Genomic DNA, 20346 nt, shown 5'->3' on the forward strand with positions numbered 1-20346 from the left:
GGTTCTGTCGCGATAAAGATTATCGCTTGAACAAAGCGTGAAAGATCGCCTGCCGTGTGCAACGGTGGCGCGAGCGCGGCATTGAGGGAATCAGTGTCGGCGACATCATGAAAGAAGCTGGCTTAACCGTCGGCGGCTTCTACAAGCATTTCGAGTCACGCGATGCGCTCGTGACGGAAGCTTTCATAATGGCGTTGCAGGACATCGAGCATATTCAGGCCGCGCTCAAGACGGCGCCTGAGCGCGCAATAAGCACATATGTGTCGGAAAGCCATCGGAACAACCTCGGCAGAGGTTGCCCAATTTCAGCGTTAGTCAACGACGTACCGCGCGCGCCCGAAGCAACCCGCGAGGCATTCACTGAACGTGTCAGTGAGATCATCGCTTTGCTCGAACAGACTTTGCCGGATACAGAAGACGCCCATGCTAAAGCGGTGATGATCTTCAGCACCTGCGTGGGTTCAATAGCGCTCGCTCGCGCCGTGAATGACCCGCGTCTGTCGAACAGGATAATCGTAGGAGCTCTGGCGAAGATGCTCAAGATGTACGAATGATGTCGATCAGCGGAAAAGGATAATTCGCTGGCTTCGACCATAAGCCGGTTGATGGAGCAGAGCGGACGCTCGAATGTCTGCGCGGATCAGCGGCCGGAGGGCCGCAGTTGGCCGATTGCACGCGCTGAACGATGATGCATAAAGCGGTCGCTGGGGAGGACGACCTGTTTTCACCGGCTGCTTACGGTGAAGTGGGTCGAATGCGTACAGTCGGCCATGAAGTGACGTTGGCCCAAACTTTCACACGGACGTTCAAATGTCGGATCCGCCCAGACAGCGGACCTTCGCTCGCCAATTGCGCTCCTCGCGTCATCGGCCGAAGCGGACGTCCGCGCAAGTGTGACGCGGCCCAAACGCGTATGTCCGCTTTCGCTCGTTGTGAATGTTACTTTCGGCCCGATGCGACCGACCGCAGTATCGGAGTGACCACGTGCGTAGCGTCGGCGACGAGGCTAAGAACGCGTCTTTCTCCGGGTAGACCATGCGGCACACCATATCGCGAATGACCTGCTGCGCAATCCTCACAGCGAGTCAGCCTCCTAGTACTCATTCATCCGATCCACCACGTTTTGAAGTGGCCGACCGGTAAGATGTTGCCGCAAATTGGCGAAAAGCAATCGCATCGTTTCCGTCATGTAAGTGGTTGGGTCGTCCGCACCTACATGCGGATTGATCATCAGATTCGGGCATGACCAAAGCTCCGACGATGAGGGCAACGGCTCTTGCGGCAGCACGTCCAATATCGCGCCGCTTAGCCGGCCATTCTTTAGCAAGTCGACGAGCGCGCCGTGATCCAGAACCTCCGCTCGCCCGATATTCAACAATGCTGCCGCCGGCTTCGCAGCTTCCAATACCGAACGGTCAACGAGGTTCCGCGTACCGGAAGTCAAGGGCGTAGCGATCACGATGAAGTCGGCTAATTCGACCGCATCCTGTAGCTGGCTCGGCAAATAAACTCGCTCGACGCCGGGGACACTCATGCCGGAACGCCGTACGCCAAGGACTTTCATGCCGAGCGTGCGGCCAGCCGCCACTGCTGCCTGCCCCATATCACCAAGCCCGATTACCAGGAGCGATTTTCCTCGAATGAGCGGTGTGAAAACCTGCTCCCATTGCGCCCGCCGCTGGTGCCCCACGATTTCTGGGAGGCGCGCGTTGAGTGCGAGCAACGACATGATCGCGAATTCGCGCGCCTTCTCTGCGTGGACCCCGCTGTTGTTGATTAGCTGGACGTTCGACGGCAACCAGTTCAACGGCATGACGTCCTCCACGCCGGCATCGATCAGGTGAATGAACTGAAGATGGGGCGCAGCCACGGCCAGCTCACGGCGCGGAAACCGTAGATCGCAAATGACGCCCGCCGATGTAACGAGCGCGGTCGCAGTCGATAAACTGCCGGCGATGTCTTGCAGATCGCTACCGACGGTGAACCGCACGTCGCCCGGCAGCGCGGCATCGCTCGAGCGCGCGGCGTCGACGAGTTCAGGCGTCAGCCAGAACGGGCGGGGCTTGGAGGTCGTATTTTCCAGGTGGACGTGCATCTGTCGTGTTCCGTTTATTGAGTAATTCGCGCCATAACCTTCCTGGTTGACGGCGCGCGTCCGCGAGAGCAGGCAATCGCGTTACGAGCCGGGCTCATTTCGTCAGTCTGTCGTAAATCCACTGCGCGCTCGAGAGCAAGCGATGGTCCTCGCCCCAGCGGCCGACCAGTTGCAGTCCGACCGGGAGCCCGTTGCTGCCACGCGTGAACGGCAAGTGCACGCAGGGCAGTCCTAGCAAGGTCCAGGCGCGGCAAAACAGCGGATCGCCGGTCGCATCGATGCCAACTGGCGCTTCGCCCGCTGCACTGGGCGCGAGCAGCACGTCAAACCGGTCGAACAGGGCATCAATGCGATGTCTTGCGCCTTCGGTACGCACGAGGTTGGCCGCGTGTGCGCCACCGGAAATCACGCTGCCACTGTCCAGTTGAGCCTGCAATTGAAGGCTAAGCTGATCCCGGTGATGCAGCCGTTCAACGCTTAGCGCACGGCGCATTTCGAATGCCATGACTTCCTTTTGCAACGCAACCAGATCCGGCAGATCGTCCGGTAGCGCGACGTCTGCGAGCGCTGGCGCAACATGGGTTAGTGCGGCAGTCGCTGTGTCCCACGCACGTTGCGTGTCCGCTTCGGCATATGCCCACTCAGGCGTCCGACACAGGCCGATGCGTGGCGCTGCTGATTCGTCCGGACTGGTATCGAGCCGCGCGTCGCCGGTGAGCACAGCGCCCAGCAGCGCCACGTCACGTACGCTGCGTCCAAATCCTCCCGGCGTATCGAGCGTCTCCGACAGGCTCTTGATTCCAGCCCGCGGAACGCGCCCCGAACTCGGCTTATAGCCGACTACGCCGCAATACGCGGCGGGCCGGATGACCGAGCCGGCCGTCTGCGTACCCAGCGCCAGCGGCAGCATGCTGTCAGCAACCGCCGCTGCCGAGCCGCTCGAAGATCCACCGGGTGTGCGCGCCAGATCATGTGGGTTACGGGTGGCCCCGGGATAAAAATAGGCGAATTCAGTCGTTACGGTCTTTCCCAACACCAAAGCGCCAGCCTCGCGGCACAGAGCGACGGAGGCCGCGTCAGCCTTCGGGCGGTGCGCACCGTAGACGGGCGAGCCGTAGCTGGTGGGGAAATCGATGGTGTCGAACAGGTCCTTCACGCCGATCGGCAGCCCATGCAGCAGCCCGCGCACGGGGCCCTTATCGAGGGCGTGCGCCTGCGCTAACGCATGAGCGCGATCGAGATGCGCAAAGGCGTGCACCTGGTCGTCGCGTTCCGCAATCCGGTCAAGGCACGCATGCAGCAGATCGACCGCGCGAAGTTCGCGTTTCGCCATGAGACGTGCGGCTTGCCATGCGTCCAGTTGATTGAGTTTCGAAGAGTTCATGCTTCGAGTTCCCGGACGCTTCCCTGCGATAGTCGGTGAGACACGGCGAGAAAAGCCGCGGTTTGTCCCCGGTTGCTTTCTGCCAAGCAGTACAAATAGATCATTGAAAGGTTACGAATGTCGTCATTCGAGTTAAAAATGAGGCACGGACCAGCCGCCCCGGCCTGACTGCCCGAACTCGTTCGCAGGGCAGGGAGATTTTGTCACCCGCCTATGCGGGCTGCGGCGGGGCGTCCCATATCAGCACGCGTACGGGCGTCGGGTTGAAGTCATTGCTAGGGTTGTTGATCTGTGGGCAATTGGAGAACACACAAAGCAGATCCATCTCGGCGACGAGATCAATGTAGCTTCCCGGTGGCGATATACCGTCGAGCACGGCGAAATTGCCGGCGTCGTCGATCGGCACGTTCATGAAGAAGTTCACGTTGGGTGCGATGTCCCGCTTGCCCATCCCATACCGGCCGAGTTCCAGCACAAAATTCTCCCTGCATGCGTGCTGGTAGCGGGTTGCCTCGCCAAACCGGACCACATTGCTCTCGCATGAACAACAACCCGCCAGCGTGTCATGCCGGCCCGAACTGTCTTCGACAACGCGCGCCATCACGGCACCCTGGTTGGATACGAGCCGCGTGCCCAGTCCTATGTAAGCCGATCCCTGTTCGCGCACCGTGTCCTGTGCGCTATAGCGCTGCGCAGTGTCCGCGGCGCTGTAAAACAGGGCATCGACTGCCTGCTGTCCTTCAATGTCGATGAGGCGCAGCTTCTGTCCGCGACGCAACACGTGGGACCACGGCGAGCGGGCGGGTATGACCACGTCGAGCACGAGGTCCGTAATAGCGGACGTTTCCATCATGACTTGCTCCCGCGGCGGATGTGCCGCTCAGTTTGTTCGAATGCGCGCTCGACTTCGCTGCAGGCATGGCGACAGGAATCGTCGGGGTCCACTTGAGGTGCGACAAAATGGATCACGTCAACAGGCGCAGGGAGTGTTTTCACAGCCGGATCAAGCGGATGGCCCGCGTTGGACAACACGACGAGGAGCTCCATTTCCGCGCGAACGTCGACAAAATCTCCCGGTGTCCGGCGCTCGGGGTGCCAGACGAACCGGCCGTCGGCTGCGATCCCCACCGGTGCGAAAAAGTTGATGCAGGCCGGAACATCGCGACGCGTCAAGCCAAGCTTTGCAGAGGCGGCGAAGAAGTTATCGCGGGAATTCCTCGCCGCTGAGGGTCCGAGCGCTTTCTCCATCGATTCTCTCGTGGTTGGCCCGACGAGCGGGTCGTGGGCGCCGGAGGTGTCTTCCACAATGGAGAACGCTACCCGTCCCATTTCCGTATAAATCACGCGGCCCTTGCGCAGCCCGGTGCTCCACTGCACTTTCATCGTGTCCGCGGTATTCAGGCGCTCCGAGGGATCGGCTTCGCACCACGCAACCATCGAAACGGCAGAGGTCCCCGCCGTGTTCACGATGCGCAGCGCTTCGCCACGCGCCAGACGGGTGGTCCAGTACCAGCCGCCCGGGAGGTGTTCGCGGTGCAGGACGGCATCGTCGTGCACTGGCTGATCGCGCGCGGTAAGGGGCGGCAGTGCTTGCGCCGACGCGCCTTGCCCTTCGGCACGAAGTGCTTCGTAGCGTGCGCGATGCGCGTCGCGTTCGGCCATTGGGGTGTTCGAATGGGTACTCATGCCAGCAGCTCTGTAGATGTCATCGCCCGGGGTCCTAGCGTGGTGGTTTAGCTGTGCTCGTGGTCAACTGCTTGCCAACGAGCGGTCCGATGCAGTGGAATAGCGCTGCAAAAATTGGCGCGCGCGCTCCGTGGTCGGAGCGGTGAAGAAAACGTCAGGCGCCGCGCTTTCGACAATCGTGCCTCGATCCATGAAGGCAACGCGGCTTGCGGCATCCCTTGCAAAAGCCATTTCGTGTGTGACGACGATCATGGTCATACCCTCGCTTGCGAGATCCCGCATAACGGCGAGCACTTCGCCAACGAGTTCGGGATCGAGCGCACTGGTCGGTTCATCGAAGAGCAGCAGTTCCGGTCTCATTGCCAGCGCTCTTGCGATTCCAATCCGTTGCTTTTGACCGCCCGAAAGACGCGCCGGGAACGAGTCTCTCTTCTCATGCATTCCAACCCGGCGCAAGAGTGCTTCTGCTTCCTCGCGCACCACGTCTTTAGGGCGGCGCTGCACGTGCACCGGCGCTTCCATCACGTTTTGCAAAACAGTCAGATGAGGCCAGAGCGCGAAATGCTGAAACACCATGCCGATGCGCATGCGCATCCTCGCGAGATCTCGGTCGCTCATGACGACGCCGGCGCGTGAGACGCCGACCTGTTCTCCGTTCAGCAGAATGCGCCCCTGGTCTGGACGCTCGAGCCAGTTAACGCAGCGCAGCAGCGTCGATTTTCCTGAACCGGATGGTCCTAACAGGCAGACCGTCTCTCCCGCAGCAACGCTAAAGCTGACGTTGTCGAGCACCTGCAAAGATCCAAAGCTCTTCGAGAGTCCAATAATATTCAGAACGGCGTGGGAATCCATTTTCGTAGGGAAGTGCATCATGTTCACCGGCGCGCCTCCGCCATCCGACCCAGCGCCGATACACAGGCTTCGACGACGAGACAAAGTGCCCAATACAGCAACATGGCGGTGATAAAGGCCGCAAACGGGACGAAATACTGCGACTGAATGGCGCTCGCCGCGTGTGTGAGTTCTGGTAGCGCAATGATCGTCAGAAACGCGCTGTCCTTGACGATCTGAATGATCTGATTGCCTATCACCGGCGCTGCGTTCAGGGCGAGCGGCGGCAGCACGATGCGGTGAAAGAGGCGCAGGCCGCTATATCCGAACGCATGGCCTGCTTCGATTGGGTCGCGCGGCAGGGAGCGCCAGGCCGACCCGAAGATTTCGGCCATATAGGCGGAGTGGTAGGCAATCAATGCCAGTACCCCTGCGCCCCAGTTGTCGAAACGCAACCCGAGCGATGGCAGGCCGTAGTAGATAATGTAAGCAAAAAGAAGGAAAGGCGTGCAGCGCGCGACGTCTATCAGGACACGGACAATATGGCCAGCGGCGCGCGTCCGGCGAACGAGAACCGTTGAAATCAGCGCGCCGATTACGAGCGCACTTAATGCGGCCAAGACCGACAAAACGACGGTGTTCGCAAGCCCCGACAGAAGCAGATTGCGGTGCAACCAGACAATGCCGAAATCGTGGATCATGCCGAAGCCTCCAGGCGAGCCTGTCTGCGCTCGATCCAGCGCTGAACGCTGACGAGCGCGAAGATGATCGGTATGTAAATCGCAAGGGCGACGCAGAACGGCGGCAATGGTTCATAGGTGTCCGCGCCGACGCGAACCGCAGCCCGTGTGATATCGACCACACCAACAATGGCAAGTACCGGCGTGACCTTGATCAATTGCGACATCTCGTTGACCAGCGCGGGCAGGCTCGTGCGTGCGATCTGTGGAAGCACAATACGACGAAGACACATGCTCCGCCGCATACCGACTGCCCGCGCGGCCTCCAGTTGTTCCCGCGGAAAGGCGAAGAGTGCCGAGCGCCAGATCTCGCAATAGAAAGCCGAGGTATTCATCGTGAGCGCAAGCACTCCGGCGGCGATCGGACCGATTTCAATGCCCATATCGGGCAATCCATAGAACAGCAGCAGCAGGAGTGTGACTAACGGCGATGCCCGCAGCAAACTCACGTATACGGCGACGAAGCGCGCAACGGCAGGTACACGCCCCCAGCGCAGCAAGGCCATCGCGAGTCCGATAGGCAGGCCCAGGACAATGCCGGCAATCGACAGCAGGAGCGTGGTCAACGCCCCGCTAAAAATCGACAGTACGTCGGAGTAACTCATTCGCGCTCAGTACTCAGGGGTGAAGGTCACCGGCAGGTTGAATGACTGGCCGAACCATTTCTTCTGCAGGGTCGCCACCGTGCCGTTTGCCTTTTCCCTGGCGATGAACTGATTAACGTACGCGAGCAGGTCCGCATTGCCCTTTTGCACGGACCAAGCTGCCATCGACGGAGCGGCTACAGGTTGTCCGAGCGCGAAGACGCCGGGCTTCTGATTGACGAGCGTGGTGAGGTTGATGATCGTGTTCACGACGTAGTCAGTGCGGCCCAGTGCCAGGTCCTGGTATGCCTCGGGATACGAGGTGTACTGCACGATCTTGCCCATCTTCCCGCCGCTCTTCTCGATCTGTTCCTGCAGTTGGGACAGGTGAGCGAGTTGGGCGCTGCCGGCCTGAACGCCGACGGTTTTGCCGCTCAGGTCCTTGAGCGACTTGATCGAGTCGTCGTTCTTCCGCTTGACGTAGTAGTCGGTGGCGTCCGCAATCGGACTTGCAAAGTCGAGCGATTGCATCCGGTCCTTAGTCATCGTTGCCCCTGTGATCGCGATGTCATATTTACCCGTCGCCACGCCAGCGAGGATGCCGGTGAAGGGCAAAATTTCATGACGGATCTCGAAGGGCGCGTACTTCTGCAGCGCGTCGACCATTTCATTGTCAAAGCCCGTAGGCTTGCCGTCCTTGACGAATTCAAAGGGCCGGTAGTCGTCTTCGGTGGCCACGACAATGTAGCCGCGCTTTTTGATTTCCTCGAGGGACGCTGCGTGCGCAGTGCCGATGGTTGCCCATGCAACCAGGGGAAGCAACATGGCGGCGAGGGCTCGGCGTCGGGCAACTATGGCCTTTGAAAGCTTGGTCATCTTCAGATCCTGAAAGGTTGGCAAAAGTCGTGGCAACGGCTTAGGGCACGAACGGACAGCGAATTGAAATCACTTGCAGCAAAGACGGCACGGGGAGGCAGCACATCAGTGCGCACTGGAATCCCGCCCGTCGAGAAAAGTATTGAGAATCAAAATTGGTGGGTCCAATATATTGCACACACATATTTGATACGTGGGATATATCAATGACCGACATACGCCAGTTACGCCAGTTCATCGCCGTTGCGGAGGAGTTGCATTTTCGACGTGCAGCCGAGCGGCTCCACATGACGCAACCGCCACTTACGCAGGCAATGCACAGCCTCGAGGCATCTCTTGAGGTGGCGTTGTTCGATCGCACCAGGAAAAGGGTGACGTTGACGCCGGGCGGCGAAGCACTGCTTGCCTATGCACGGCACCTGATTCGCGCCTCAGACGAACTGCCGAGGATCGTCAAGGCGGCTGCGGAAGGACAGACCGGCCGTCTACGCCTTGCCTTCGCCTCGACGGTGTCCTATGGAAGGATGCCCGGCTGGGTCAGTGGTTTCCGGCACGCGAACCCGGACGTTCTGCTTGAGCTTCGCGAGGCAACGCTCGATGTGCAGATTGAGGCGCTTAGCGCAGACCAGGTGGATGCCGGTTTTATCCTGCACGCTCTAGGCGCTGCGCCGGTCGGACTTTCAGCGCTAACTTTGCTGGTCGAGCCGTTTCTCGTTGCGCTTCCGGTCAATCACCGGCTTGCGAACCGCGACCCGGTGTCGTTCGCAGACATCGCGTCGGACCCGGTTGTCATCTTTCCCCGCCAAATCATGCCGTCGCTCTTCGATGCACTGCTGTCGTACTACCACCAGAAGGGAATCACCCCTCGTATCGCGCAGGAGGCCATCGAGATGCAGACTATCGTGAGCCTCGTGGCAGCGGGGATGGGCATTGCATGGGTGCCCCACGTCTTTGCGCGTTTTGCCCGCCCCGGCGTGGCGTACCGGCAGGTAGACGACATGCCGGTTTCGATCGAAACGAGTCTGATCTGGAACAGCTGCGAGACTCCAATCGTCGACCGATTCGTAGACCATATTAAAAGCGCTCCTAATTTCTCGCCGCCAGTTTTCGATCCGATCATATAACTGAGAGATGATTCCGAGATCGCGTGAAGGAGCGAGGACCTCGACGAGCGTGAGTTACACCTACCTATTACCTATTCCCAAGCGCGTTTGAGGAACGCCGCTTGTAACAGTTAAAGAAGGTATCGACGGCACATTTTGAAGGCGCATAGCCGACTTCACCTCCACTTTGAGAGAGACTCGTGAAAGCAGCGGCTCGGTATATGTCATATGCATCGTTTCGGCAATCGGGTGCCGGCTTATATGAAAGCCGCGTGAATGCTCATTGCGCGCTCCCCCAGCCGGTCGGCTACGGGCATTAAAGCTTTTCGCAAGCGGTCATTTGCGGCGCTCTTAGCGGTAGTTCTGTGAATGACCGCTCCGCGCCCGAACTCCTGTCCCGGAGACGCCGACTTGGAGGACCGGACCGCTCCCTTAGCTGCCCGTCGATGGTCGGGAGTGTGAGTTCGCTGATGCAGGAAGCTGCCGTCTAGCTGCTCGATGCCGCCACCGTCAGCAATCCGCCGCATTGCTGACGCAGAACTCAGCCCGGCCCAATGTCAGCAATGGCCGACATTGCGCCACTCGAAACTGCCCGCGAATGTCGCCCGATTCCGGCGATGGGCTAGTCACGAGCCTGGCCCGCACCTCCTTCCCGCCGTAAGAAGGCCACCGGCATGAAAGCGCATCGAAACATTCGTGGAGCGCCGCCTCCGGCGGGACGAATGCGCACCCTCATGTGGTCAGCCATACCATCTCCGAGAGCCAGCATGCATTCCGTGGCGGATCTGGTGTGGAATGAGGATCTGGCGCGGCCGCGGATCAATGTCGACGAGGCCGACCAGTGGACGTTGCGCGTCTTCGGCAAGGGCGGCAATCTCCGCATGAGCAAGAGTCCGAAAGTCATGAGTCGAAGACGTCTGCTTGATCCGAGGCACGGGATCACTTCAATCCATCCCTATTTAAGCGACCGATAAATAGCCATTGCTTCCGCCCTACTTTCAGGCGTTCAAACCCTGCTAACCCCGGCAGAAAATGCTGCAATGCAATGCGCCTTTTGGACCTGCTGCAGACTTTGTTGTCTCTGAAAGCGGGGTTTTCGTATGCCGCAGACTTTGTTGTGCGCCGATAAGATCGCAAAAAGAGTTTGACAGACAATCTTAAGATATATATCTTAAGATGCATCTTACGACACTCATAGGAGCGTCCCAGATGCGTCATCCTCATCATTTTTCCGCTCCGCGCGGCGCGCGCGACCGTTTTCATGCCGGTTTCGGCCTTCCGCCGCCACAGGCGAGCGAACTCGCCGACCTAGGCGCCTCCGAAGCATGTGCTTCCTCCGGCGCCCGTCACCACTACCTGCTGCACGTTTTGCGTCACGCCTTTGGCCGCCATCACGAGTGGCGCTTCGGCGGCCGTGGCTCGCGCTTCGGCGGTGGTTTCGGTGGTCCGGGCGGATACGGTGGTTTCGGCGGCGGCCCCGGCGGCGACGGCGATGGTTTCCCGCGTGGCCGCAAATTCAGCTCCGACGATCTGCAACTGCTGCTGCTATCGCTGATCGAAGCGCAGCCGAGTCACGGCTACGAGTTGATCAAGGCGCTCGAAACGCGCTCGAACGGTTTCTACTGCCCGAGCCCCGGCATGGTCTATCCAGCGCTGACCTATCTCGAAGAACTCGGCTACGTCACCGTGCAGCTCGAAGGCAACCGCAAGCGCTATGAGCTGGCGGATGCGGGCCGCGAATATCTGGCCGCGAACCGCGAGCGCGTCGATCTGATGCTCGCGCGACTCTCGCATATCGCACGCAAGATGGATTCGGTCCGCCGCGCATTTGCCGGCGAGGAGCCGGCCGACGTCAGCGAAGGCGGCTGGGTGCCCGAGCTGAATGAAGCGCGCCGCACGCTGAAGAACGCGCTGCTGCGCCGCGACAACGCGCCGGCGGACGAACAGCGCCGCATCGCAGCGATCCTGATGCGCGCGGCCAAAGAAATCGAAGGCGGCAACCGTGGCGACATCGCAAAGCCCGGCAACGACAGCGAGCCGACCGCCTGACAACACGCGCCCGTCCACGAGGCGACCCGCGCGTCCTCCCGAACCGAACCGGAGCATCGCCCACATGCAAGAGCAACCCACTCGCCCTGATCTCGCCGTGCATCGCGTACGGCATCCGTTGAAGTTTCGTCTGCTGCAGGTCAAGCAGGTGCGCGCGCTGACGCCGCACCTGATTCGCGTGACCTTCACCGGCGCCGATCTGGACGACTTCATCTCAGCCTCGTTCGACGACCACATCAAGGTCTTCTTCCCCGACCCCGGCGCCGACAAACCTACGCTGCCGCAAGCCGGCCCCGACGGCCCGGTGTTCCCGGAAGGCAAGCGGCCGACCGCGCGCGATTTCACGCCGCGCCGTTTCGATCGCGACGCCCGCGAGCTCGACATCGAGTTCGCGATGCACGACGCGGGTCCCGCGGCGACGTGGGCCGCGCAGGCGCAGGTGGGCCAGTATCTGGGCGTCGGCGGCCCGCGCGGTTCGCTGGTGATTCCGACCGGCTTCGACTGGCATCTGCTGATCGGCGACGACACCGCGCTCCCCGCGATCGCGCGCCGTCTCGAAGAGTTGCCTGCCGCCACGCGCGTCGCCGCGGTGATCGAGGTCGCCGATCCGTCGGCGCGCATCGAGTTCACGACGCAGGCCGAGGTGCATCTCGTCTGGTGCTATCGCAACGAGGCCAACACGCAAAACGGCACGCGCGGCAAAGCGCTGTTGCACGCGGTGCGCGAGACCTGGCTGCCGGAGAACGGTGAAGGCTACGTGTGGGCCGCAGGCGAAGCGGCGACGATCCGCGCGGTGCGTCAGCATCTATCCGGCGAGCGCGGCGTCGACAAAACGCGGATTCGCGCGGCCAGCTACTGGAAACAGGGCGCGGTCGCGGTCCACGAAACGATCGACGACTGAGCTTCTGCTCGCGTGGCGCGCGGCATTAGCGGCGTACTTCGAACAACAACTAAAGGAAATCAACCGATGTACTCAATCACTGCACGGCACGAGCGTCGTTTGTTGTGGCTGCTCGCGCTCACGCAGTTCACGATCATCACGGACTTCATGGTGATGATGCCGCTCGGCCCGCAGATCATGAGCGCGTTCCAGATCGCGCCTGGCCCGGGAACCATAAAACTTTAACTTTGAAGTTAATTGCTTCCCTTTTTCAAACTGTGCGCGCGCCAAGGCCAGCATTGCACCATCGCGGTGCGCAAAGCATTACAAAAAAATTCCATTTAGCTTCTTGCAAACCCTATGGGATTTGACGGCCTCCCTAGGAGCACCGTCGCAATCTACGCGAGTCCGAGTAAGACAGCAGTCGCCGCCAGAGTGGGTACTTGTCAAGAGAGAGGCGTCGACATCGTTAGAGGTCGATGTCGGCACGTTATTATTACGGTGGGGCGTAACGACCGATAAATATGTTCCGCGAAACGCGAGTGCTAGTTCAAGCTAGGCAATTTCTTCGCTTAATTTTTTTGATCACTCGCCCGCGAATGCCGCGAACTAACAGTTTTTGCGTCGTCGGCGCAACAGCGTCATTTTTAACAGGACCGATTTTGTTCATCAATGCGTTGAGGCGCTACAGCGACTTGTCTGATCGCTTCCTTGATTACCGAGCGCTTCCACTCACTCGAGAATTGTCCTACACCTCCGCACTCTATATCAATCCGCCTTCTACCTGGTATGACACCCCGGGCCGCACATTCCCTGATATATGTCGCAATCTTGACCTGGTATGTTTCCTTCTGAGCTTGCGTCTGCTTGCTCACGAATTCGGCATGCATCCGCGCGAGACGCGATGCCAATTCTCGCTCGCGTCTCCATACCGTCGTCGCCGATATGTTCAGGCTAGCTGCTACCGCACCAACAGACTGCATTCCGCCTGCTGCAAGCGCGTCGTTGAGCTGAATCAAGAGGTCAGCGTGCAACTGTAGTCGACGAGGGACCGATCGTTGAATGTCAAACTGTGGTGTACTTGCTATTCTTCCGTCCACTTCAAACTTGTTAGTGACGAAAATCTGTGCCATCGTTGCGCCCGTCGCACGGCTTGCGCGAACGAACAGATGTAATGGCGCCGGAAACGTACCAACTGCAAAGTGAACAACCTGCGAAGGTAAAATTCCCAATGCTCGCCCCATCTGCGCCGACGACCCACAAAAGAACACATCCCGCAACGCACGCACCGCAACATCCGAAGGTATGAGTTCGATGTCGTCTTCCACGTTGGACAATGATAATGCATCTTCGACAGCGCGTGAAAAAAACGCTTCCTGTTCGTCGATCGGCGCACGCTCGGCCGAGGTTAATCTTCCGAGCCACTTCCCGCATCCGCGACAGCATCCAACTCTCGTAAAAGCGCCGAATGATGGCTGCCGGCCCCGGCCACAGTACGGACATTCAATTTCGAGACGTACACGATGATGCGGGCAAACAACCACACTTGCTACACGCCACACGAGTGGTTCATAGACCGTCTTTCCGTGGCTTGCAAAATCGTATAGGCAGACGGGGCACCATGCACGGTGTGTCCTGACTAAGGTTCGTGGTGCAAGAGTTTGACGCCACGATAAAAGCGTCGCTCGCCGCAAATCTGACCGATCCATTAGCGAATTCATCGCGTTCACCCAAATGTTTGCGGCTTGAAGCATTCCGTCAACTGCTCCATTCACGGGTATTCCTCGCGCATCAGGCATCGTACGTCCTTCGTACAAATGCGGTGCGACCATTTCACGATAAAAGTCGCGAAATGGAACAGACAAGCGCTCCGCGCACCTAAGCGCGAGGCTACTGAGTTGCTCTCCACGCCCGCCCCGCTCAGTTGCTAACTCGATGTCCATTCGAACCTCATAGAAAATCACGTGTTGTTTGAGCATCGTGATTGATGGTGGAAGTTCCTCTTCAAATCGGTTGTGGCTTCAGCTCGAAGCCACTCTTCATCAATCAGCTCTTTAAAGGTGCCAGAAATCAGTCTGGCATCAACACCAGTTATTTTTTGCAATTTGTAAAATGACGGGTATTCCCCCGCTTCGACAAGCGTCCGAAACGCTATGCGGACTACTGTTAACCTTTCCTGACGTCTCTCTGCAGCCCAATTTGATTTTAACTCTCTTGCCCGAGAATCGATCCGTGCGACCAAATCAGGCAAATGCTTTCTTACCAATCGTGGCGATATTTTCAACTTCTCGCAGGCTTTCTCCAGACTGTTAAACATACAACTATCCACAAGCATCTCGAACTCGCGTTCAATCGCTGTCCAGTCGGTTCGATCACTAATTTTTGGGTCGCCGTTAGCCGACGTGTACTCGCTGTTCCAATGCAGATATCCAACGAGCACATCGTGCAACGGTTGATTGAAGCCTGACGCTATCGCTAACAACATTCTCAGACTAGGCGCTTTAGATCTTCGCCTGTAATGCGAAATTGTTTTGAGCGAGACATGAAGCTTCGCCCTCAAAAGATCACTCACTCCATTTACTTGCAACAACTTTTGCAACGTATAGCGCCCATCATGCGCGTTACCGTCGAACTTTGCAGTCCACACCAATAAGCTCATTAGAGTACTAGAAGCTCCAACCTCCGAGCTAACGGCATACCGAAATCCATAAGGGATGTCCCTCGCCCCCAACCACCCACCGCAATAATTACAGCAGCCCACCCTCGCAAAGCGCCCCATAACGTCTTGTTGTGGCGCCATGCACAGATGGCAAGACTCCGCCAGTTCGATTCTGTGTATCGGGCAAGCGGTGACATCTCGGAGTCGCCATAGCAATAGCTCGTACACTCCTGTATTCGAACGCATTGAATCGAGACACACAGAACACCAAGCTCGATATCGACGGAGCAGGCCCCGACCACACAAAAAACCATCAAATGGAAGTAGTGTACAGGCCTCCAAAAAGTTCGATCTAGTAAGGCTACCAAGCGGCGCAAGATAAGCCCGAGAGATATCTCCCAAGCCGTCGATCCCGGCAAATTTCCTGTCAATTGCGATCTGGCCGGTAACTTTGCAATCGTAGTCGATATCTAGTTTTTGTTTATCGAATGCCCACCTCGCCAAATCGCCGATCCTGACGGACAAGCGTTCAGCCGCCCGCTTCCAGAGGCTCGAAGATGCCTCAACAAGACCGGTGCAGATTCCAATCGGCTCAATCAGATCAGACCTATGCGAAAGGATGGTTGGAAGCATTTGTATTCTTTGTTGCTCCGACTCGACCATTTCGTCCTCCTTTTTTCGGCTGTGGTGTTTTCTTCGTGGTAGGCGCCTCCGAAGCTGCAATGATCGGTCTTTTTGTCACGCGACGCTCTTCCGCAAGGTCGGCTTCTGCAGTTTCTACGAGTTGATCAAGATACTTCTTATAGAGTTTCCAGCTCAGCCGGTGCTCACTGCCGTGCTGGCTTAGCGCATCGGTTGCGACTCGAACCGCTAAGCCACACCGGCCATTAACGCCTCGACGAATCTCCGTCGAATGCGACGACAGACTACCAGGTTCACAGAACCTCGGACCGAGTCGCTCTTCCATTTGTACTATGAAGGTATAGAAGCTATTCTCGTCTTTCTCATTGTCATCGTAAGGATCGTACATCAGCACTTTTGTACGCACTTTTAACTGCGTGTCGTGCTCGACAATATGTTTGATAGCGGAGGTTCCTCCAATCATGAGTGGCTGCTTGGTTTGCGCAACGATGTACTTAAGAGCATGTATCGCCCGCGCAACCTGCAGCTCAGAAAGTGTGACGGGAATCGTGTTCCCCTCGTCAACGATCGTGAAAAGTTTCTCTAGTCGAATGTTTTTTACAAAACTCTGCCAAAGTGCTTTTTCAATAGCGACGGTCGACGAAACGGCCGGATTGTACCTGGGCGCGCCCTCTGTAATATCACCATATGCGATCTTATTGAATGGCAGGATCTCATCGCTTAACACGTAAGCTTCCGTGATTGCGGTAGTCCAGTCGAACCGTCCTCGCGAGTCGGGCGGAGGCACTGTGAATCTGAAACATCCTCTTTTATTTCCTGCTTGCCGTGCCAACTCATCGATCATCCCTGCAATTGACTCAAATAGAGTCGTTTTTCCGACGCGCGCAGGACCAATGACGACAATCAGAAGATCCCGGGATCGTCCCGAAACAGCGTTCATGATAGTCTGCAGCAGCACGCCGAATTTGTCGTGCAGACACACCCACTCGTTAAGGTCATCGATTGCACCAATGACATCCTGCGGCGTCAGGTCTAACTGTTGCGCCATCGCTGCGTAGTCTGGTTTTGCCATGTGATACCTCCTGGTTGCGGTTCACGTTAGAAAGACCGTCGAGAAGGTTTGACGGGTGATTTCGAAATCCTCATTTTTTCTCGAAATGTCCGATAGATCAGTGTCAGAGCGAGCCACGATAGGCTCGATGGATTCGATGTTCGAGTCGAGAGAACGTCCATCGCTATTTGTCGCAGCTTGTTCGTTCGAAGCGGGCTCCGCGCCCGAGACCGATCGAGAATTGTCTGCCAGTTCGGTACACTTCCTTGAAGTCTTGTCAGAAATTTCGCTAAGCACTGCATCAGCTCCGACATTAGGCGGTACATTGAAGTAGCTCTGCGAATCGGTCTCAGTCTTGAGAAGCGATGGTGCCCTGTTCAGCAACCGGTCCATCTGCTGAGCAAGGTGATCCTTGCGTTCAGGGTCCCGCTCCAGTTCGAGGAGCTTCTCTGCGAGCACCGTTGCTATGAAGACTGGGTCCCGAACGCCACGCAGCCTTCCATGCTTGAGCTCAGCGATGACACCAAGAATCTCCCGCCTCGAATAGAGAGCATAGAAATCCGAATAGATACTCTTCGCGTCTAACCATCCAACATCATTGTTCACGTAGACGTAAACCAGACCCGGATGGATCACATCTGGAAAAACACGCACATATTGGCCCCGGAAGCGTTTCAGATCTTCCGAGAAATACGCCAAGTTATTCACCGCAACATAACCTTCGTCGCGCACCCGCCTTATTCCTTCATTTGACGCCGACGGCATGCAGATACGCCGCAACGAGAGCGTGAGATTGATTGGCTTCCGATATGAGAGACCGACTTCCAGCTCTCTGCGTGAGTCGTATTCCTCTACGGACTCATCTCCTGTTCGAGCAGATCCAACTCGCGGTTCAACCTCATCAAAGACACCTTTGAGGTGTGCGCACAATTGCGTGAGCGTCATGAGTTTCCGATTGCGTGCTATAAAAGTCCGCGAATATTCGTACAGACTCTTCACCGCCACGGTGTTCCCCGCCAGCAGTTGCAATACTTGTACAGTGATCTTGCTGTTTGCCGCCTCGACCGGACTACCGTAGCGAGGCTGATATGGAGGGCGCCATAACAGGTGGGACTCTGCCTCCTGCAGAATACGATGCATCACGATGGAATCGAATTCTGGAGCATTGTCGAGGACGATGAATCGCGGCAGGCAGCCGTGCCTGTTGATACACTCAAACAGAACCGTTGCGACCGCCGCGGCGTTTGGTGCACTAAACGAAATCGTCCACGCGAGCTTTCTGCCCGTCGCGACGTCGATCATCACCGTGAGCCACACTTGGCTTTTGATGCGCCGACCATTAGCTGAATTCTCGATCTTGATTGCTAGCGGCGTGTGGTCGATATGCGCAAGGAAGAGCGGTACCGTTGCCTGATAGAGGCGGTTCGCCGTCCCGGGTGGAGCAAAACCCGCAATGGCGTAGCGAGCCGCACTACCATCGCGGAATTTGACGAAGATGCTCCGGTCATATTCCTTATCGCGCTTCTTTGCGGTCCTCTCCGAAAAGGCCGGCAAACGTTGCCGCTTGGCAAGCTCACAAAACATTCCATGCGTCGCACGGATAGTCCATCGTTTCTGAAGGCGATGTTTTACATAAACTCGCTCCCAGAGTTTTTCGCTCTCGGGAAACCTCATCGCTCTGCTACCACGTTCATGCCAACGTGGGATGAGCCCGTAGGTCGCACTGTTGTAAAGCAGTTCCCCTAGCTCTGCCCGCGACTTCCAGAGTGCTTTTGTCGCAGGGGGGATAAGCACGCCCTCCCTTTTGGGACCACTGCCGGGCCACCAGAAGGAGATTTTCTCAGAGAGCGTGGCCAGCTTATGCTGAGCATAGTCATACGCTTCAGGCGACACAAATCGAATAAAGTCTGGCTCGGGGACAGCTACTATGTTCCCCGCCTGTTCTCTTTCCGTCGTGTCCAGCGACAGAAATCCATCGCTGGCCGCCTTGGTCGCCCTGAAGGCTTCGTGCGCGATGGCATCCCTGAAAACCATCGAAGAGCGCATATCCGTCAGATCCTGCGTCCTCAGCGGAAAGAACACCCGGCGTGTGACGATCAGATGGTTTAGATCATCCGCACCAATCAGTTGCTGGTCAATCAGATCCCGGCGAAACATATATCCTTTTGCCTTCACCATCGCCACCACAGCCTCGCATGCTGCGGGATCTCGAACCTTGTATTGAAGCTGATGATAAGGGCTGAGCAACGCCATGTTTATCAGATACCAGTGGCCAAAGTGCTTCTCTGTCAGTATCTGGTACCGCAGGCCGTATGATGCCAAACGCTCTGCCACTGCGGGACATGTCCAATGCCCCTCATCGACTTCCTCGTATAGCGCGCTTCCACTCATCGCACTCTTTTTCAGCATCGATGTCGGGAGGATATCAACGAATCCGACCCACTCTTCACTGATCGTGAGCAAAAACGGTCTGATGACGTCGACTTGCGTGCGACTTCCAAAGCTCACGCCGTAACGCACTCCACCAATATCCGTTGGCCAACTATAGAATTCGAGACATTGCTCGTGCGGATCGTCCAGCTCATGTAGCAGCGCTGACTGTAGCCCGGCATCATTAAGCCTGACAGCAAAACCCATTAAGGTACTGACGTGTACTCCCCGTAGCCGCCCAGCGCGGACCCGTGGTTTTGGCTCTAGAGGTTCGCCATCCCGAATCTCGCTTACAAGCTCGATCCCCCGCTTCGTTACGAGCAAGCGTTGAAGCAGCGCTTCAAGCACGTCGGAATTAATTCGCTTCAAGATGCACCTCATCGTCGACTCGCGGCGGGTTTCGAAGTCTCACCGGCACAATTGTCTCCAAATACGGCTAAGGTCAACGCGACTTTTTCTCCACAAAGGGAAAGTCGAGCATCAGTCGGTGGCGGTAGAATCCAGCTAGCAAATTAACAACCTCGATATAGTTCATCGCCAAGTGCGTATTCTTCCTTTAGAAGCCTCCTTCCTTGGAATGCAGATCGCGCGCTCCGGCCCACGAAGAACAATCACCGCTCGCCAGGATCGACCGCCAAAAACGCATTGCATCCAGGATGCCAAAATTCGTTGACCGCCGTGTTGTGACATTAGATTATAAAAATCAATTTTTCAAATAAATTAATTCGTAATACGAAACATTGAAAATATTTTAAAAAGATTAAATATTTAATTTTCTTTTCAAATAAATATTTAATCTCTTCTGTTATATTGCCTATCCCATCGTCCAAGGAAAGATGAGGATTTTTCGACGTCGAAAGCTCTTATGAACCATGAATCATGGTTTTCGGCGCCGAAAACCTCGTCAACCGAGATACGGATTTTTCGACGTCGAAAACCGTCATGAGCCGTGAGACGGATTTTTCGGCGCCGAAAAGCTACCAAACTCAGAACGATGCAGTTTAAAATATAATGGGGTCAGATGATTTCGTGTGCGCGTGAGTGGGAGATATGGCCGTGATAAGCGCGGGTTATCACCGCTACGCCCCGGGCAACTCCGGCGGCGTCTCCCTACGTGTTGACTCGTATGGTTCGGATGGGACCCCGGTTTAGAAAACATGCGCACCTATGCCAAGCACTCCTACAGAAAAACCGATGGCAATTCCTTTTATGTAAAAAGTTACCCAGCTTTCCTACACGCTTTCGCCGCCTTTTTGACATCCAGGCTATCGTGTTCGGCGATTTCGCGGTTGAACGCGATAGGTGCCGCGCAGGTGGGAAAGACGATCGGCAACGA

General features: G+C 57.1%; 18 protein-coding genes and 3 pseudogenes. 7 read left to right on the forward strand and 14 right to left on the reverse strand.

The window, feature by feature from the left end:
* Positions 1 to 56 precede the first annotated feature (56 nt).
* The gene (locus OKW41_RS13065; RefSeq protein WP_429572759.1) at positions 57 to 554 is read left to right on the forward strand and encodes a TetR/AcrR family transcriptional regulator; all 498 of its coding nucleotides are present in this window, start codon (positions 57 to 59) and stop codon (positions 552 to 554) included.
* A 539-nt stretch (positions 555 to 1093) separates the two neighbouring features.
* Here OKW41_RS13065 and OKW41_RS13070 read toward each other — a convergent pair.
* Entirely contained in the window at positions 1094 to 2095 is a 1002-nt protein-coding gene (locus OKW41_RS13070; protein WP_429572760.1) for a D-2-hydroxyacid dehydrogenase, read from the reverse strand.
* A gap of 94 nt (positions 2096 to 2189) precedes the next feature.
* On the reverse strand, positions 2190 to 3353 hold the full coding sequence (locus OKW41_RS13075; protein ID WP_429446833.1) for an amidase: 1164 nt from the start codon (positions 3351 to 3353) through the stop codon (positions 2190 to 2192).
* Here OKW41_RS13075 and OKW41_RS13080 point away from each other — a divergent pair.
* Positions 3321 to 3518 (forward strand): hypothetical protein, encoded by a 198-nt coding sequence (locus tag OKW41_RS13080; RefSeq protein ID WP_429447000.1) that lies wholly within the window; start codon positions 3321 to 3323, stop codon positions 3516 to 3518. The genes OKW41_RS13075 and OKW41_RS13080 overlap by 33 nt on opposite strands.
* Positions 3519 to 3690: 172 nt before the next feature.
* Here the strand turns inward: OKW41_RS13080 and OKW41_RS13085 are convergent, their stop codons facing one another.
* The 6 genes from OKW41_RS13085 to OKW41_RS13110 form a co-directional block, all read right to left on the reverse strand.
* On the reverse strand, positions 3691 to 4329 hold the full coding sequence (locus OKW41_RS13085) for an urea amidolyase associated protein UAAP2 (protein ID WP_429573403.1): 639 nt from the start codon (positions 4327 to 4329) through the stop codon (positions 3691 to 3693).
* On the reverse strand, positions 4329 to 5165 hold the full coding sequence (locus OKW41_RS13090) for an urea amidolyase associated protein UAAP1 (RefSeq protein WP_429572761.1): 837 nt from the start codon (positions 5163 to 5165) through the stop codon (positions 4329 to 4331). Before OKW41_RS13090 ends, OKW41_RS13085 begins: the two co-directional genes overlap by 1 nt.
* Before the next feature lie 63 nt (positions 5166 to 5228).
* On the reverse strand, positions 5229 to 6038 hold the full coding sequence (locus OKW41_RS13095) for an amino acid ABC transporter ATP-binding protein (RefSeq protein ID WP_429446837.1): 810 nt from the start codon (positions 6036 to 6038) through the stop codon (positions 5229 to 5231).
* Positions 6039 to 6040: 2 nt separating this feature from the next.
* A complete protein-coding gene (locus OKW41_RS13100) occupies positions 6041 to 6697 on the reverse strand; it encodes an amino acid ABC transporter permease (RefSeq protein WP_429443806.1) in 657 nt (218 codons plus the stop codon).
* On the reverse strand, positions 6694 to 7341 hold the full coding sequence (locus OKW41_RS13105) for an amino acid ABC transporter permease (protein ID WP_429443807.1): 648 nt from the start codon (positions 7339 to 7341) through the stop codon (positions 6694 to 6696). Before OKW41_RS13105 ends, OKW41_RS13100 begins: the two co-directional genes overlap by 4 nt.
* 6 nt (positions 7342 to 7347) lie before the next feature.
* The gene (locus OKW41_RS13110; RefSeq protein WP_429443808.1) at positions 7348 to 8196 is read right to left on the reverse strand and encodes a transporter substrate-binding domain-containing protein; all 849 of its coding nucleotides are present in this window, start codon (positions 8194 to 8196) and stop codon (positions 7348 to 7350) included.
* 206 nt (positions 8197 to 8402) lie between these two features.
* On the opposite strand from OKW41_RS13110, the gene OKW41_RS13115 reads away from it, so the two are divergent.
* The 5 genes and pseudogenes from OKW41_RS13115 to OKW41_RS13135 form a co-directional block, all read left to right on the forward strand.
* Positions 8403 to 9320, forward strand: a complete 918-nt coding sequence (locus OKW41_RS13115; RefSeq protein WP_429572762.1) for a LysR family transcriptional regulator — start codon at positions 8403 to 8405, stop codon at positions 9318 to 9320.
* 746 nt (positions 9321 to 10066) lie between these two features.
* Positions 10067 to 10273 (forward strand): hypothetical protein, encoded by a 207-nt coding sequence (locus OKW41_RS13120; RefSeq protein WP_429443810.1) that lies wholly within the window; start codon positions 10067 to 10069, stop codon positions 10271 to 10273.
* A 235-nt stretch (positions 10274 to 10508) separates the two neighbouring features.
* The gene (locus tag OKW41_RS13125; protein ID WP_429572763.1) at positions 10509 to 11348 is read left to right on the forward strand and encodes a PadR family transcriptional regulator; all 840 of its coding nucleotides are present in this window, start codon (positions 10509 to 10511) and stop codon (positions 11346 to 11348) included.
* 64 nt (positions 11349 to 11412) lie between these two features.
* Entirely contained in the window at positions 11413 to 12249 is an 837-nt protein-coding gene (locus OKW41_RS13130) for a siderophore-interacting protein (protein WP_429443812.1), read from the forward strand.
* A gap of 66 nt (positions 12250 to 12315) precedes the next feature.
* A pseudogene (locus OKW41_RS13135) lies at positions 12316 to 12450 on the forward strand (MFS transporter); the annotation flags it as partial.
* A gap of 425 nt (positions 12451 to 12875) precedes the next feature.
* On the opposite strand, the gene OKW41_RS13140 reads toward OKW41_RS13135, so the two are convergent.
* The 6 genes and pseudogenes from OKW41_RS13140 to OKW41_RS13165 all read right to left on the reverse strand — a co-directional run bounded on the left by OKW41_RS13140 (position 12876) and on the right by OKW41_RS13165 (position 19379).
* Positions 12876 to 13556, reverse strand: coding sequence for a hypothetical protein (locus OKW41_RS13140; RefSeq protein WP_429573442.1), 681 nt, complete (start codon positions 13554 to 13556; stop codon positions 12876 to 12878).
* Between the two features lie 195 nt (positions 13557 to 13751).
* A pseudogene (locus tag OKW41_RS13145) lies at positions 13752 to 14207 on the reverse strand (TniQ family protein); the annotation flags it as partial.
* Positions 14189 to 14875: a hypothetical protein gene (locus OKW41_RS13150; protein WP_429573443.1), complete on the reverse strand. Its 687-nt coding sequence runs from the start codon at positions 14873 to 14875 to the stop codon at positions 14189 to 14191. The gene OKW41_RS13150 and the pseudogene OKW41_RS13145, both read right to left, overlap by 19 nt.
* Positions 14876 to 15061: 186 nt before the next feature.
* A pseudogene (locus OKW41_RS13155) lies at positions 15062 to 15550 on the reverse strand (TniQ family protein); the annotation flags it as partial.
* The gene (locus OKW41_RS13160; protein WP_429572764.1) at positions 15495 to 16601 is read right to left on the reverse strand and encodes a hypothetical protein; all 1107 of its coding nucleotides are present in this window, start codon (positions 16599 to 16601) and stop codon (positions 15495 to 15497) included. The pseudogene OKW41_RS13155 and the gene OKW41_RS13160, both read right to left, overlap by 56 nt.
* Before the next feature lie 21 nt (positions 16602 to 16622).
* Positions 16623 to 19379, reverse strand: a complete 2757-nt coding sequence (locus OKW41_RS13165; RefSeq protein WP_429572765.1) for a Mu transposase C-terminal domain-containing protein — start codon at positions 19377 to 19379, stop codon at positions 16623 to 16625.
* Positions 19380 to 20346: the final 967 nt, after the last annotated feature.

The organism is Paraburkholderia sp. UCT70 (genome assembly GCF_050434085.1).
In the GTDB taxonomy this organism is placed as follows: domain Bacteria; phylum Pseudomonadota; class Gammaproteobacteria; order Burkholderiales; family Burkholderiaceae; genus Paraburkholderia; species Paraburkholderia tuberum.

Coding starts and splice junctions, on each gene's coding strand:
- OKW41_RS13070 (WP_429572760.1), bottom strand. CDS start 2,095: ATGCACGTCCACCTGGAAAATACGACCTCCAAGCCCCGCCCGTTCTGG.
- OKW41_RS13080 (WP_429447000.1), top strand. CDS start 3,321: ATGAGCGCGATCGAGATGCGCAAAGGCGTGCACCTGGTCGTCGCGTTC.
- OKW41_RS13085 (WP_429573403.1), bottom strand. CDS start 4,329: ATGGAAACGTCCGCTATTACGGACCTCGTGCTCGACGTGGTCATACCC.
- OKW41_RS13090 (WP_429572761.1), bottom strand. CDS start 5,165: ATGAGTACCCATTCGAACACCCCAATGGCCGAACGCGACGCGCATCGC.
- OKW41_RS13095 (WP_429446837.1), bottom strand. CDS start 6,038: ATGATGCACTTCCCTACGAAAATGGATTCCCACGCCGTTCTGAATATT.
- OKW41_RS13100 (WP_429443806.1), bottom strand. CDS start 6,697: ATGATCCACGATTTCGGCATTGTCTGGTTGCACCGCAATCTGCTTCTG.
- OKW41_RS13105 (WP_429443807.1), bottom strand. CDS start 7,341: ATGAGTTACTCCGACGTACTGTCGATTTTTAGCGGGGCGTTGACCACG.
- OKW41_RS13110 (WP_429443808.1), bottom strand. CDS start 8,196: ATGACCAAGCTTTCAAAGGCCATAGTTGCCCGACGCCGAGCCCTCGCC.
- OKW41_RS13115 (WP_429572762.1), top strand. CDS start 8,403: ATGACCGACATACGCCAGTTACGCCAGTTCATCGCCGTTGCGGAGGAG.
- OKW41_RS13120 (WP_429443810.1), top strand. CDS start 10,067: ATGCATTCCGTGGCGGATCTGGTGTGGAATGAGGATCTGGCGCGGCCG.
- OKW41_RS13125 (WP_429572763.1), top strand. CDS start 10,509: ATGCGTCATCCTCATCATTTTTCCGCTCCGCGCGGCGCGCGCGACCGT.
- OKW41_RS13130 (WP_429443812.1), top strand. CDS start 11,413: ATGCAAGAGCAACCCACTCGCCCTGATCTCGCCGTGCATCGCGTACGG.
- OKW41_RS13160 (WP_429572764.1), bottom strand. CDS start 16,601: ATGGCAAAACCAGACTACGCAGCGATGGCGCAACAGTTAGACCTGACG.